This window comes from Providencia sp. (assembly GCF_003533305.1).
Lineage (GTDB): Bacteria > Pseudomonadota > Gammaproteobacteria > Enterobacterales > Enterobacteriaceae > Providencia.
The window spans coordinates 35308-50008 of sequence record NZ_DOEH01000007.1 but is presented as its reverse complement, the minus strand read 5'-3'; the positions used below and the strand labels follow the sequence as shown (position 1 = coordinate 50008).

Sequence of the window (14701 nt, the reverse complement as noted above, 5' to 3'; positions counted from 1 at the left end):
TAATTTAGTTGACATGATAATCGCAATATTTAAACTGGCAACAACTTTTTAAATGGGAGACTTTCCGTGAGCCAAGCAAAACAATGGACAATAAAACAAGCTAACGAACTGTTTGCAATGTCTTTTTTTGAACTTTTATTTCAAGCACAGCAAATTCATCGTCAAAATTTTGACCCGCAACAAGTTCAAGTTAGTACGTTGTTGTCAATTAAGACGGGGGCTTGTCCTGAAGATTGTAAATATTGTGCGCAGAGTGCACGTTATAAAACAGGACTAGAAACTGAGCGATTAATGGAAGTTGAACAAGTACTTGAGTCGGCGAAAAAAGCCAAGCAAGCAGGCTCAACACGTTTTTGTATGGGGGCCGCATGGCGTAACCCGAAAGAGCGAGATATGCCTTATTTGGAGATGATGGTTAAAGAGGTAAAATCCTTAGGTATGGAAACCTGCATGACCCTTGGCATGATTGATAATACGCAAGCGAGTCGGTTAGCTGAAGCTGGACTTGATTATTACAATCATAACCTTGATACCTCCCCTGAGTTTTACGGCAATATTATCACCACCAGAACCTATCAAGACCGCTTAGATACGTTAGAAAATGTCCGTGAGGCGGGGATTAAAGTTTGCTCCGGCGGCATTTTAGGGTTAGGGGAAAAGGTCAGCGATCGTGCGGCATTATTAGTGCAATTAGCAAATCTACCTAAGCCGCCGGAAAGCGTGCCTATCAATATGTTGATGAAAGTCGAAGGTACGCCAATGGCCGATAATGAAGATGTGGATGCTTTTGATTTTATTAGAACTATTGCTGTTGCACGTATCATGATGCCTGCGTCGTATGTCCGGCTTTCTGCTGGGCGTGAATACATGAATGAGCAAACGCAAGCGCTGTGTTTTATGGCAGGAGCGAATTCCGTATTTTATGGCTGCAAATTACTCACGACACCAAATCCGGATGAAAACAAAGATTTAGCACTATTTCGTAAATTGAATATTAACCCAGAACGCATCGATACCGTGGAAGGTGATAATCAGCAAGTGGCAAAATTGGCACAAACCTTGTTAACGGCTGATAACTCACAGTTTTATAATGCGGCAGTATAAATGAGTTGGCAATTATTTATTCAAACACAGCTAGAACAGCGCAAACAGAATTTTGCTTGGCGTGAACGTCGCTGTATTGATGGCGCTAATGGTCGAGAGCTTAATTATCAGGGAAAGCATTATTTAAATTTTGCATCAAATGATTATTTAGGACTCAGCCATCACCCTGACGTCGTGACAGCATGGCAACAAGGCGCGGAGCAATATGGCGTCGGTAGTGGTGGTTCAGGTCATATAACGGGTTATACCAAAGCGCATTACGATCTCGAAAAAGAATTAGCTGAGTGGTTAGGTTATCCAAAAGCTTTACTATTTATTTCTGGTTTTGCCGCGAATCAAGCGGTGATTACTGCATTGATGTCTCAGGGCGATCGCATATTAGCGGATAAATTAAGTCACGCATCTATTTTAGACGCAGCAATGCATTCGGGGGCTAATTTACGACGCTTTCAGCATAACAGTGTTGAATCACTGGAAAAACATCTTGCGCAAACAACGTCAGGTAAAACATTGGTTATTACTGAAGGTGTTTTTAGTATGGATGGTGATGGTGCGCCACTTGAACAATTACAACAAGTTGCTAAACAGCACCAAGTTTGGTTGATGGTGGATGATGCTCACGGAATTGGCATAAGAGGTAGTCAAGGACGAGGAAGTTGTGATGCTGAAGGAATTAAACCAGAGATTTTGGTTGTGACATTCGGTAAAGCATTTGGATTAAGCGGTGCCGCTGTTCTTTGTGATGAAAATACGGCTGATTTTTTTATTCAAACGGCTCGTCATTTAATTTATAGCACCTCGATGCCACCCGCTCAGGCTGTTGCACTTGCTGAAGCCGTGAAGCAGGTTAAACAGGCTGATGTTGCGAGAGAACAGCTCAGGCATAATATTGACTATTTTAGACATAATATCAATGTACCTGATATGCAATTAGCATCGTCAATGACTGCGATTCAACCATTAATTATTGGTGATAATGATAAGAGCCTACAACTCGCTAATTTCTTGCGCGAAAAGGGAATTTGGGTACAAGCGATTAGGCCACCAACAGTACCACCAAATAGTGCAAGGTTACGAATTACGCTTAGTGCTGCCCATCAACAGCATGATATAGAACGGTTATTGGAGGCAATGCATGATTTTGTCTTCATATCGTGAAAAACAGCAAATTGCGGCCGCTTTTGGCCGTGCCGCAATGCGTTATGATGCTTTAGCTAATTATCAACAAAATAGTGGTAAACAGCTATTAGTACAGTTAGATATTGAACTCGAAAAGCATCAACGTATATACCCACTAAAAGTCTTGGATGCAGGTTGCGGGACGGGGTTTTTTAGCCAAAGATTGAAGGCGCGAGGTAATGAAGTGACCGCGCTTGATTTATCTGCGGGTATGCTGAATGTGGCTAAAAATAAAAATTCAGCAGCACATTATCTTTGCGCCGATATGGAATCATTACCTTTTCGCCGCGAAACATTTGATATGGTATTTTCTAATCTTTCAATTCAATGGTGTCGAGATATTTATCAGCCCTTAAGTGAGCTTTATCGCGTTACAAAACCGGGCGGATTGATTGCATTTACCACATTAGCTGAAAATTCATTAAATGAATTATCTCAGGCATGGCAAATCCTTGATGGTACTTCTCACGTTAATTCTTTTTTGCCTTATTCATCTATTTTCAAAAGTTGCCAAACATGGCGCAATAAATTGAATTTGCAGGCAGATACTGTTCATTTTTCTGATATCCATGCTCTATTAAATTCACTAAAAGGCATTGGTGCGACTCATTTAACGAAGGAGCGTCGAAAAGGATTAATGACACGTCAACGGCTACAGCAACTTGCATCTGTTTATCCAATAACAGATCAAGGCCTACCTTTAACTTATCAAACTGTTTTTGGAGTAATTTACCGTGACTAAAACTTATTTTATAACAGGTACTGATACTGAGGTTGGTAAAACGGTAGCAAGCTGTGCATTGTTGCAAGCGGCGAAATCTCAAGGTTTAAAAACGGTAGGTTACAAACCGGTTGCGTCAGGGAGTGAATTTACTGAGCAAGGGCTACGTAATGACGATGCTCTCCTTTTGCGAGCCAATAGTACTGTTCAAGTATCTTACGATGAAGTTAATCCTATCGTATTTGAAGCCGCAACTTCGCCGCATATTATCAGTGAGAAAATGGGCAAACCTATCGAATTTTCAGTGATGACAAAGGGGCTTGAGTACTTACAATCACAAGCACAATGGGTATTGGTAGAAGGTGCTGGTGGTTGGTATACACCGTTATCGAAAGAGAATACATTTGCTGATTGGGTGGTAGAACAGCAGTTACCTGTGATTTTGGTTGTAGGGGTCAAACTTGGGTGTATCAACCATGCATTATTAACTGTTCAGGCAATCAAAGCGTCTGGATTAGTGCTATCTGGTTGGATAGCCAATGAAATAGAGCCCGCCGGCACATTTCAGGTTCAATATCTTACAACGCTTAATCAAATGATTAATGCACCTTGTGTCGGATTAATTCCTTATCAAGTTACAAAACCGATAAATGAAGTTGGTCAGTACATTAATTTCTCTTTGTTATAAGATACTGAAATCAATTTACGAATAAATCTAATAAGATCCTCTGCATACAAATTAACTGAGGATCATCATTTTTTAAATTGTGATCCGATCTTTTTAAATAAGAAAATCCCATTTTCTGTCAAGCTGATTACCTTTAATATTAATGAATATACTTCAAATCAGATAAAATCTCTTTTTTAGCGAATATGCGGCATGAAAATTTTTCGTTTTTTTGTCATCTTACTGTCATTTAATTCATGTTTAACAAATTTTGTAATTCGCGCCGAAGCATGAGTACTAAGGGCTCCCAGAGTTATCCACCATTTCTGTGGATAACCTTGTGCATTAACTGATAAAATTGGGTGCAACACTAGGTGAGCTGCGGCTTCGTCTTTATTTGATGTCATTCTGGACTTTAAAGTAATAATTTTAAAAATCAATGAGTTAAATAAAATCAAGACATGAATTTGTATTTGCGATAAAGCTAAAAAAGGTCATAGCATAAAATATATGGTTTCTAAAAGGTCAAGTATTATTTTGGGGATAACATTTTTACAGATAGATTAAAACTACTTGACACAGAAAATTTAATCATAGCACTTGAAGCTGGTTTTTTATCCAGTATTATAGCGGGAGAGATTCGTTAAGAGGCACAGATATGAGTAAGGATTTTAAGCTGTATTCCGAGTTCCAGCCGGGCGGTGATCAGCCTGAAGCGATACGCAGATTAACTGAAGGGTTAGAGGATGGACTTGCTCATCAAACATTATTAGGTGTGACGGGTTCAGGTAAAACTTTTACTATCGCCAATGTGATTGCAAACCAAAACCGACCTACTATGCTGATGGCGCATAATAAGACATTAGCCGCTCAGCTTTATAGTGAAATGAAAGCTTTCTTTCCAGATAATGCGGTTGAATATTTCGTATCTTACTATGATTACTATCAGCCTGAAGCTTATGTACCTAGCTCTGATACCTTTATTGAAAAAGATGCCTCTGTAAACGAACATATTGAACAAATGCGTTTATCTGCTACTAAGGCCTTACTTGAACGTCGAGATGTCATTGTCGTGGCATCTGTATCGGCTATTTACGGGCTGGGCGATCCAAACAGCTATTTAAAAATGATGCTGCATCTTTCAGATGGCATGATCATCGATCAGCGTTCAATTTTAAGGCGATTAGCCGATCTGCAATATACGCGCAATGATCAGGCATTTACGCGAGGAACATTCCGTGTGCGTGGTGAAGTGATCGATGTCTTCCCTGCTGAATCTGATGAATACGCAATAAGAATTGAATTATTTGATGAAGAAGTCGAAAGACTGTCCCTTTTTGATCCTCTAACTGGGCAGATCCAGCACCGAGTACCACGTTTTACTGTTTACCCTAAAACGCATTACGTCACACCGCGAGAGCGCATACTCGAAGCTATGGAGCAAATCAAAGTTGAACTTGTTGATAGGCGTAAAGTATTACTTGATAACCATAAATTACTTGAAGAACAACGAATAGCACAGCGTACACAATTTGATCTTGAAATGATGAACGAGCTGGGATATTGCTCTGGGATAGAAAACTACTCTCGTTATCTTTCAGGGCGTGCCCCGGGCGATCCGCCACCGACCTTATTTGATTACCTACCTGCTGACGGCTTATTGGTAGTCGATGAGTCACATGCGACTATTCCTCAAATTGGTGCGATGTACAAAGGTGACCGTTCACGAAAAGAAACATTAGTTGAATACGGTTTTCGTCTGCCTTCAGCGCTTGATAATAGACCAATGCGTTTTGAAGAGTTTGAGGCTCAAGCACCTCAAACCATTTATGTTTCAGCCACGCCGGGTAACTATGAGTTAGATAAATCAGGCAACGATATTATTGAGCAAGTGGTTAGGCCGACAGGGTTACTCGATCCGATTATTGAAGTTCGCCCAGTAACCACTCAGGTGGATGATTTACTTTCTGAAATACGAATTCGAGTGAAAAAAGAAGAGCGTGTTTTAGTCACAACATTAACCAAGCGCATGGCAGAAGATTTAACTGAATATCTTGAAGAGCATGGCGAACGTGTACGTTACCTTCATTCAGATATTGAAACGGTTGAACGGGTTGAAATTATTCGTGATTTACGACTTGGCGTATTTGATGTGCTGGTGGGTATCAACTTGTTGAGAGAAGGGCTAGATATGCCGGAAGTATCTCTTGTTGCCATCTTAGACGCAGATAAAGAAGGTTTTTTACGTTCAGAACGTTCATTGATACAGACTATTGGGCGTGCTGCACGTAACTTGAATGGCCGAGCGATTCTATATGGCGATAAAATTACTAAATCAATGGAAAAAGCCATTTCTGAAACTGAACGTCGTCGTGCTAAACAAATGGCATTTAACGAAGAGCATGGCATCACACCTCAAGGATTGAAAAAGAAAGTTGGCGATATCTTACAAATTGGCCATAAAGTTGGTAAAGGCAAAGGCCGAAATAAAGATAATGCGAAGCATGAAAATGTTGCTAATGTGCAATCAATGTCGACAAAAGAACTGGAAAAATGCATTTCTCAGCTTGAGGCGAAGATGTATAAACACGCACAAGATCTTGAATTTGAAGCGGCGGCGCAAGTGCGAGATGAACTACAGACACTCAGAAATCAATTTATTGCAAACTCTTAAATAGCTTTGCTTTATATTGAGTTACACGCATTCGATCTTTTGGGCAGAATGCGTGTTAACTCATTAATATAAACATTAATGATATTTATATTAAATACATTTGTATAAATTGTAATCTAATTCTTTAGCTACTGAAGCAATCATTTTTTGTCCTCTAACACTGTTACCTACGGTATCTAATGGTGGCGAGAATGCCGCGATTGCCATAACGCCAGGTATAACAGTTAATATCCCACCACCGACACCACTTTTACTAGGTAGACCAACAGTATAAGCCCAATCACCGGAACTATCGTACATGCCTTCCATCGTCATTTCGGCCAGTATTCGAGTGCAATTATCGGGTTTTAGTACTTGCTCTTGAGTTAGTGGATTTTTTCCTCCGGAAGCAATTGTTGCCCCCATTGTTGCTAGCTCTACAGTAGTGACGAGTGTTGAGCATTGGCGTGTATAAACATCACAGGCTTCCATTGTGTCGCAATAAAGATAACCCGCAGAATACAATAGCCAAGCAATACCTCTATTATGGAAATTAGTTGTTTGTTCGGATTGATTTAATTCATCTGAAAGATAAATATCTTTTGAACCTAATTTTTGTTGTATCGCTAAAATTCGCTGCCAGCGTTCCTCGATTGATTGCGCCTTAATAATACTCGCTGCCGACATTGCACCGGCATTAACCAGGGGAGATAAAGGTTTTTCACCGTGTAACTCTAATGCCATCACTGAATTGAACGGCAGTCCTGTTGGTGTCGCGCCTATTTTTTCTTGAATAGTATTTGCATCATAATCTTCAAGCGCCAATGCTAAGGTGCAAACTTTTGAAATAGATTCAAGCGCAAAGCGGTACTGTGCATCTCCTGCGGTAATAACATCCCCTTGTACTGTTACAATTGATAATGCGCAAAGTTGACTGTCTATTTGGGCTAAAAATGGGATGTAGTCAGCGTTAGCCCCACCATTATCATGACGAAAATTTTGGTATGCTTTATCTACAGCGCTTTGAAGCTTTGTTATCTCTCTCATAGAAGTTATTCCTTAATAAATATATATTATTTTCAATGACAGTGGACTAAATCTTATGAATCAGTAATAGGATTATAGGTATATATAATAAGTAAAAAATAATGGAAAACGTGAGTGATTGAGTCGCAAGGATGACATCGGCTTTATATTTACTCGCTAAAATTATCGTCGTATTTGGAATAGGCAAAGAACAAACTAATATAGTAATTTTTATCATCATTACTGGCATGTGTAGTAAGAGTCCTAGTGACAAAACCACTGCGGGAGTAATGATAAACCTAAAAATGAGTATAACGATAATATAGGGTGTTATCTTTAAGTTTTTAAATCCAGTAATATAAATTATTGTCCCAATAATTAACATTGCAATAGGCGCTGTCATCCCACTTAAATAGTGAGCAAACGAAGATAAAAATGAAGGGATTTCAATATGATTTAATAACAAAATGACACCAATAATGAAGGCAATTAAAGGTGGCGTAAAAATATTTTTAATTGTAACGAATAGGTCGAATTTTTGAGTGTCATTATCATTCTTGAGTAAATAAATACCTAGCGTCCAATATAAGATAGTCTGAGCGATATAGGTCATCAAAGCATAAGGAAGTAGATGAGAGCCGTAAACAGCAAGTGCAACTGGAATACCAAAAAAAATTGTGCTGCTCATTGAGCAGAGGCCAACAAATAGCCCTCTATCTGTTCTCGGTATTTTAATGATTAACGCAGTAATAAAAGAAAGAAGCATCAGTATGAGTATTGAACTAAAAGGTAGGATAATATTGGGTAATAACGTTAAGAATTCTTTTTTTGAAAAATCATGAATTATTGACAATATAAGTGTTAAGGGGAGCGTAATATTGAGTAATAATTTTGTCATCGCATTATTACTATTTTGATTAAACCATTTTATTTTTCCTAATATGAATCCGATTCCAACTATCAGAAAAAGCACTAATATATTAGCATAATCCTGTAACATTGATCCTCCAATTAAATTTATTTTTATCATACTTCCTAAAAACTAAATGGTTTTATGATGGAGTCGTCATATTAAGAAGTTTGTTATTATCGAGTTAAATTAATAAGTCCCTACATTGGTATGTTTAAAATATAGTGCAAATAGATAGAAATAGAAAATAAAATAATTGAGATGAGTTCGCTTATTTCTATTGTACTATTTCTGTACGGTTTTTATGGGGAGGGGAGATAAACCACCTTTCAGGGAAAGGCGGTAATAATTAATTTTAAGTGAGACTAGCGATGTGAGTGTTTATAGCAATGGCACTGTCTGTTCGATGGCTTGAAGCAGCAACTTTCTGTCGTGACGATAAGGAATATCATCTGCTTCGAGTACGCGCTGAATGATTTTTCTGTCATGGCTAATCGTACTAATATCGGTGCGAGGACCTAAGATTAAAGCATCTATTTTTTTACAACCAATATGCTTTTCCATCATTTGTAATTTTTCAGGTAAAGATAGATTCGCAGCGGAAGAGCTGAGTTCTTTACCGAGGTTACCAATATAAATCATCGGGGCTTTACACTCACGTAATGCAGTCGCAACCTCATTGAGCAGCAGTAATGGCATTAAGCTCGTAAAAAAACTACCCGGACCAATAATAATTAAATCGGCTTGATGAATGGCTTGAAGTGCTTCAGAGGTGGCTTTGACTGTTGGATATAGTCGTAGTTCTTTAGGGAGTTCAATCAATGCATCGACATTCACTTCACCATAAACTTCATTACCCATATCATCAATAGCCATTAAATCGACTGGAGACTCAGACATCGGGATCAACTGCGCATCTACTTTAAGCATGTTGCGAATTAAATTAATCGCCTCAAGTGGACGAACACTAAGATGATCTAATGACTTTAACATTAGATTGCCTAAATTATGTCCTGAAAGCTCACCATTACCGACAAAACGATATTCAAACATGGCAGATGCAATAGACGGTTCTGTAATTAACTGGTTTAGGCAGTTACGCATGTCACCCCAAGCAATTCCCCCTTCTGCACGGCGAATTCGACCTGTTGAGCCACCGTTATCTGTGGTGGTAACAATACCTGTTAAACGAGAGCCTAAAGATGAAAGTGAAGACATCACACGACCAAGTCCATGCCCGCCGCCAAGAGCGACAACATGTCTGAGATCAGTCAGACTGCGATTCGTCATAGTATTCCTATATCAGTTAATTTTTCAGCGCCATAAAGCTAAGCTACTTCCTATTATCATAATGAATGAGCGAAACGAAAAATATCATTATGCAAAATAGGTAAAAGCAATTTATAAACAAGTGAAAATAGGTCTATAAATCGGGTTTACAAGCCGTGTCTATAATTATTGGGCGTTAATCTACCATAAAACATCATCGCTAGCTGATTTACTGTGATAAAAAACAATAAAAGAGAACATTCCGTATTTACCTTAATCAAGATGAACAAAAAATCGTCATGGAGTTCCCATTTTGAGAAATTAACGATATTATGTAAATAATTCTCATTTTCATTATTGGCGTTATAGTCTTATATGTCAGATTCTGAATTACAATGCCTATTTGCACGTCATTCTTCTTCATTATGCCGTTATCTGAACGGGTATCTTAAAGACCATAGCTTAAGTATGGATATTGCACAGGAAAGTTTTGTGCGTATGGCTGAATTGATGAAACATTCGTCAGTACAAGATTTTGATGCTTATTTGTATCGCATTGCAAAAAATTTAATGATAGATCATTTTCGGCAGCAAAAAAAACAGCCCTCGGTACTTATCAGTGATGAACAGTGGCAAGCACTGCCTGCAAATATAAAAAGCCTTGAGTCACAGGCTATTAGAGAGCAGCAAATTAACCAAATACAGTCGATAATGCGTACATTACCTCAGAGAACTCAAGAAATATTTCGATTACATCGTGAAGAAGGGCTTTCGCAACTGGATGTTGCTGAGTTACTAAATCTCTCATTGAGTACGGTTGAGAAACATTTAGCCAATGCATTGGCTGTTCTCATTCATAAGTGGAGAGACTAAATATGGCTCACTTTTCTGATTTACCTTCAGATATTAATTCTACGGCTGCATTATGGGTGATAAAAACTGCACAAGATAAGTTAACGGCAGAAGAAGAACTTCAATTCCAATTATGGATGAATGCATCAGAGCAGCATTTTGATGCCTATTGTCATGCTCGACAATTATGGTCTTTGACTGAATCAATGCCGAGAGAATCAATACCTACATCCACCTCTACACGGAAATTAATAAACTCAAAAGCGGTAACCAAAAGGCATTATAGTTGGCTGTCTATGGCTGCGGCAGTCATTTTTAGTGTGCTATCTGTGTTTTTTTGGTATGAAAGAACTCACGAGGTTGCTGATTATCAAGCAAAAGTTGGTGAAGTAATGCACATTACGCTTCCTGATGGCAGCCAAGTTGATCTGGATAGCGGAGCGAAATTAACCATTGCTTTTAATGATAATTTTCGACAAGTGAACTTACTGGCAGGCCGTGCTTATTTTACCGCAGCCCCTGTGTCTAAGGTCGAGTCTCGCCCCTTTCGTGTTGCTGCAAAGGAAGGCTTTATTCAAGCGCTGGGTACTGAATTTTTAGTCGACAATAATGATGAACAAGTTGATGTCAGTGTTTATCAACACAGTGTCAAAATTTACTTATTATCGGGACAAGAAGTTACAGTTAATACTGGTGATTCGACACATTATCAACAACAGATTTGGCCTGTTTCGACCTTTGAAGAGCGACATTCGACAGCGTGGCGTCAGGGACAAATTATTTTTCATCAACGTATATTAGCTGATGTTGTGGCTGAGATTAGTCGTTATCGTGATAAGCCGGTTTTTTTATTGGGGGCACAAACGGATCAGCGAGTCAGTGGTGTCTTTCAAGTTAAATCAATTGAAGGTGCTTTATCCAACTTAGCGGCATCACGTAATTTAGCGATTTATGAAATGCCATTTTTTACGTTAATTTATTGATATTCTATGTTTTATATACTAAATCAATAATTAAATAACAATTAATTAAAAAATTGTTTACGGGTTTTTTTATTTTCTACGTCTTGATCTAAGTGATTATGATTTTTATTACCATTATCATCTTGGGGATGGGAAATGACTCAGAAGAAACATTATTATAAAAAATCCGTACTTTGTGTTCACCTTGCATTGATGGCATTACCTGCAGTTCCGTTTATGGGTTATGCACAGACAGAACAACTACCGCAAACTGAACAAGTGAAATCGAATATCTCGTTTTCTATTCCAGCTCAATCTCTTGAGCAGGCACTTTTACAGTATGCACAACAAGCAAACGTTGAAATATTAATTGAGAGCCAAGATGTTGCTGGACTAAAAAGCCATGCAATACAGGGGAATTTATCGCTTAAGGAAGGATTACGGCAACTGATTGGCTCAAATCCAATCTATTATAATATTCAAAATAACCGTATTTCAATTAGCCGTATACCCACAGTATCCACTGATAAATCAGTAGTGGTGTTAGATAAAATCACTGTTACCGCTGCGCAAGTTCAACAAGGCGATTGGGTGTATAGCACTCCAGCTTCTGTGAGTGTCATCAGTAAAAAACAAATTGAAGACAGACCACCTAAACACATTGCCGATTTGCTCGAACTAACAACGGGCGTTTACTCGAGTGTCAGCCAGCAGGATCCGTCTTTATCTGTCAATATTCGTGGTGTCCAAGACTATGGACGCGTCAATATGAATATTGATGGGATGAGGCAAAACTTCCAAAAGAGTGGTCATGGACAGCGTAATGGCACCATGTATATCGACTCAGAACTTCTATCTGGTGTGGAAATTCAAAAAGGCAACAGTAGCGGAATGGGCAGTGGTGGTACTTTGGGTGGTGTGGCAACTTTTAATACCGTCAATGCGTCCGATTTTCTGACTAAAGACAAAACCTTTGGCGGTAAAATACATGCCAGCACTGGCACTAATAATACACACTTCATCGGTAGTAGCGCTATCGCGCTAGGCAATGAAAAGGCAGATTTACTGTTTGCTGCGAGTGAGCGACGACTCGGAGATTATAAGCCAGGTACACAGGGTGATATTGGTAATATTCGTATTAATAATGATATCGGCCTGTATGACCAGATGGTCCATGATTTAAAGCATAATAAAATAACTGATAGTAATTACCAAATGACCTCTTATTTGGCCAAAGCAGGCTGGAATATTGATGAGTCACAACGCGTTCAGTTTAACTATCTAGAAACAAAAGTGGCGACACCGAATGCGGGTACATTGACCAATTTGTCGAATACATGGCCCTATACATTGGGCTGGAAAAGCAGCGGATTTAGTGATGTTAATACCAAGAACTATTCTTTAGATTATACCCGTTATAGTGATAGCCCATGGAGCACAGAGTTTAAAGCTAAGGTTTATCTTGTTGATACGAAAGATGATAGCGAAACGTATGCGACGAGTGTAGTGTTTAAAAATGGCTATCAAACTGATACTCGAGTTAAGACGCAGGGCTTGCAACTTGAAAACCATTCAGAAATTGAATTTAACCGTAATAATGTATTAAAAGCACATTATGGATTTGAGACATTTCAAGATAAGGCTTCCAGTAGCTCAACCCAGACTTCCGCGGGTAATGTCACACCTGATGGTAAGCGTTCACTTAGTTCATTATTTACAACACTGACCTATGAGCATGACGATTGGTTAACGTTGGAAGGGGGGATGAGATATGATTATTACACCCTTAAAGGCCAAACCAGTATGGGGTATCGGACATACCCTTACACCAAGGATAATCCTTGTAAAGCCATGAGCTCTAGGGCATGCCAGGGTGTTAATATCATTCAATCGTGGGATGTTGATAAGTCAGAAGGGGCGTTTTCACCGAATATTCGATTGGCGGTTCACCCAGGTCTCGAATGGATGGAATTATTTACTAGTTATGGTCGTTCATGGCGTCCGCCAGCGATTACTGAAACCCTCACCACGGGCAGCGCACATAGTTCGTCGACTCAATTTCCTAACCCTTATTTAAAAGCTGAGCGCTCGAATGCATGGGAACTGGGGATGAATGTTAATTATCCACAGTTATTAATTGAAGAAGACCGCCTTGTCGCAAAAGTTGCTTACTTTGATACGCGGGTGGATAACTACATTAATTTGGCCATCAATCGAACAAAACCAGGTATGGTTAACCCAAGTATTGGTAATGCGGCCTACAGCAATAACTTAAATGTCACGCGCTTCAGAGGATTCGAGTATCAAATTAACTATGATGCAGGCTTTGCTTATGCAGATCTGACGTTTACTCATATGCTCGGTAAAAATAAATTCTGTGCTCATCCAGCATGGTTAGGCGGAGTATTGAAAGGGGGCGCGAATAGCGGTCCGGGTAACTGGTACATGGAAGTAGATGAACAGCAAAGCAACTATGTTGATTGCCATAATGGTGCCGTTTTTAGTAGCGCAGCCAATTTACCAGGAGATAGAGGATCATTTACCCTCGGTGGGCGAGCGTTTGACCGTAAACTGGATGGCGGCGTAGTTGTTCGCTTTACGCCGGGCTTCCAAGATAGCTCAGCACAAAGTAACCAACCCTATTTAGCTGATTGGCCGAAATATACGCTAATTGATTTATATGCCAGTTATGCTTTCACCGATAATTTCATTATACGTGGGAACGTTGAGAATTTAATGGATCGCGCCTATGTAGTGAGTTTTGGTGAAAGTTTATCGAATACGTTAGGACGGGGTAGGACTATTAGTGGGGGGGTTGAGTACCGTTTCTAAATACTCGTCATACTTTTACTCGTCATACTTTGCGCTGTGACGTTGTTGGCTGCACTCGCTAGCCCTAGTCACGTAGTTATCTACGCTCCTAGGGTCTAGCTCCTTTGCCGCCTAGTCACAACACAAATTATTTAGAGTATTTGCTAGTTATCATATTTTTATTAAAAGAAAAAATGTTTCGAAGTTAAATAATTATAATGATTTGTGCGGTGATGTTGTTGGCTGCATTCGCTAGCCCTAGTCACGTAGTTGTCTACGCTCCTAGGGTCTAGCTTCATTGTCGCCTAGTCACAACACAAATTATTTAGAGTACTTTGCTGATTATAATTTTTTTCTTAAAAGAAACGGCTTTTTGATGGTGAATACTTGTCATACTTTGCGCTGTGACGTTGTTGGCTGTACTCGCTAGCCCTAGTCACGTAGTTGCCTACGCTCTAGCTTCTTTGCCGCCTAGTCACAACACAAATTATTTAGAGTACTTTGCTGGTTATAATTTTTTTCTTATTTTAAAAGAAAAGACGTTTTG

At 39.2% G+C, this 14701-nt stretch carries 12 protein-coding genes; 8 read left to right on the top strand and 4 right to left on the bottom strand.

The window, feature by feature from the left end; translation table 11 throughout:
* Positions 1-66 precede the first annotated feature (66 nt).
* The 4 genes from bioB to bioD are packed head-to-tail and all read left to right on the top strand — an operon-like array spanning position 67 to position 3692.
* On the top strand, positions 67-1104 hold the full coding sequence (gene bioB / locus DD649_RS02540; protein ID WP_294103291.1) for a biotin synthase BioB: 1038 nt from the start codon (positions 67-69) through the stop codon (positions 1102-1104).
* The gene (bioF, locus tag DD649_RS02535) at positions 1105-2262 is read left to right on the top strand and encodes an 8-amino-7-oxononanoate synthase (protein ID WP_336428934.1); all 1158 of its coding nucleotides are present in this window, start codon (positions 1105-1107) and stop codon (positions 2260-2262) included.
* Positions 2240-3025: a malonyl-ACP O-methyltransferase BioC gene (gene bioC / locus DD649_RS02530; RefSeq protein ID WP_294103288.1), complete on the top strand. Its 786-nt coding sequence runs from the start codon at positions 2240-2242 to the stop codon at positions 3023-3025. The genes bioF and bioC overlap by 23 nt, the downstream gene beginning before the upstream one ends.
* Positions 3018-3692: a dethiobiotin synthase gene (bioD, locus tag DD649_RS02525; protein WP_294103287.1), complete on the top strand. Its 675-nt coding sequence runs from the start codon at positions 3018-3020 to the stop codon at positions 3690-3692. Before bioC ends, bioD begins: the two co-directional genes overlap by 8 nt.
* Positions 3693-3868: 176 nt before the next feature.
* On the opposite strand, the gene DD649_RS02520 is transcribed toward bioD, so the two are convergent.
* Entirely contained in the window at positions 3869-4078 is a 210-nt protein-coding gene (locus DD649_RS02520; RefSeq protein WP_294103285.1) for a hypothetical protein, read from the bottom strand.
* A gap of 251 nt (positions 4079-4329) precedes the next feature.
* On the opposite strand from DD649_RS02520, the gene uvrB reads away from it, so the two are divergent.
* Entirely contained in the window at positions 4330-6345 is a 2016-nt protein-coding gene (gene uvrB / locus DD649_RS02515) for an excinuclease ABC subunit UvrB (protein WP_294103283.1), read from the top strand.
* Positions 6346-6435: 90 nt separating this feature from the next.
* Here the strand turns inward: uvrB and glsA are convergent, their stop codons facing one another.
* From glsA to yvcK, 3 genes are all read right to left on the bottom strand, one after another.
* Positions 6436-7371 carry a glutaminase A gene (gene glsA, locus DD649_RS02510; RefSeq protein WP_294103281.1) on the bottom strand — a complete coding sequence of 312 codons (936 nt, stop codon included), beginning with the start codon at positions 7369-7371 and terminating at the stop codon, positions 6436-6438.
* A 46-nt stretch (positions 7372-7417) separates the two neighbouring features.
* Entirely contained in the window at positions 7418-8380 is a 963-nt protein-coding gene (locus tag DD649_RS02505; RefSeq protein WP_294103279.1) for an AEC family transporter, read from the bottom strand.
* Between the two features lie 261 nt (positions 8381-8641).
* Entirely contained in the window at positions 8642-9550 is a 909-nt protein-coding gene (gene yvcK / locus DD649_RS02500; protein ID WP_294103277.1) for a uridine diphosphate-N-acetylglucosamine-binding protein YvcK, read from the bottom strand.
* 354 nt (positions 9551-9904) lie between these two features.
* Between yvcK and DD649_RS02495 the strand changes: the two genes are divergently transcribed.
* From DD649_RS02495 to DD649_RS02485, 3 genes are all read left to right on the top strand, one after another.
* Positions 9905-10402 (top strand): RNA polymerase sigma factor, encoded by a 498-nt coding sequence (locus DD649_RS02495; protein ID WP_294103274.1) that lies wholly within the window; start codon positions 9905-9907, stop codon positions 10400-10402.
* Positions 10403-10404: 2 nt separating this feature from the next.
* Positions 10405-11364: a FecR domain-containing protein gene (locus DD649_RS02490; RefSeq protein ID WP_336428925.1), complete on the top strand. Its 960-nt coding sequence runs from the start codon at positions 10405-10407 to the stop codon at positions 11362-11364.
* A gap of 135 nt (positions 11365-11499) precedes the next feature.
* A complete protein-coding gene (locus tag DD649_RS02485; protein ID WP_294103270.1) occupies positions 11500-14175 on the top strand; it encodes a TonB-dependent receptor in 2676 nt (891 codons plus the stop codon).
* The last annotated feature ends 526 nt before the right edge of the window (positions 14176-14701 follow it).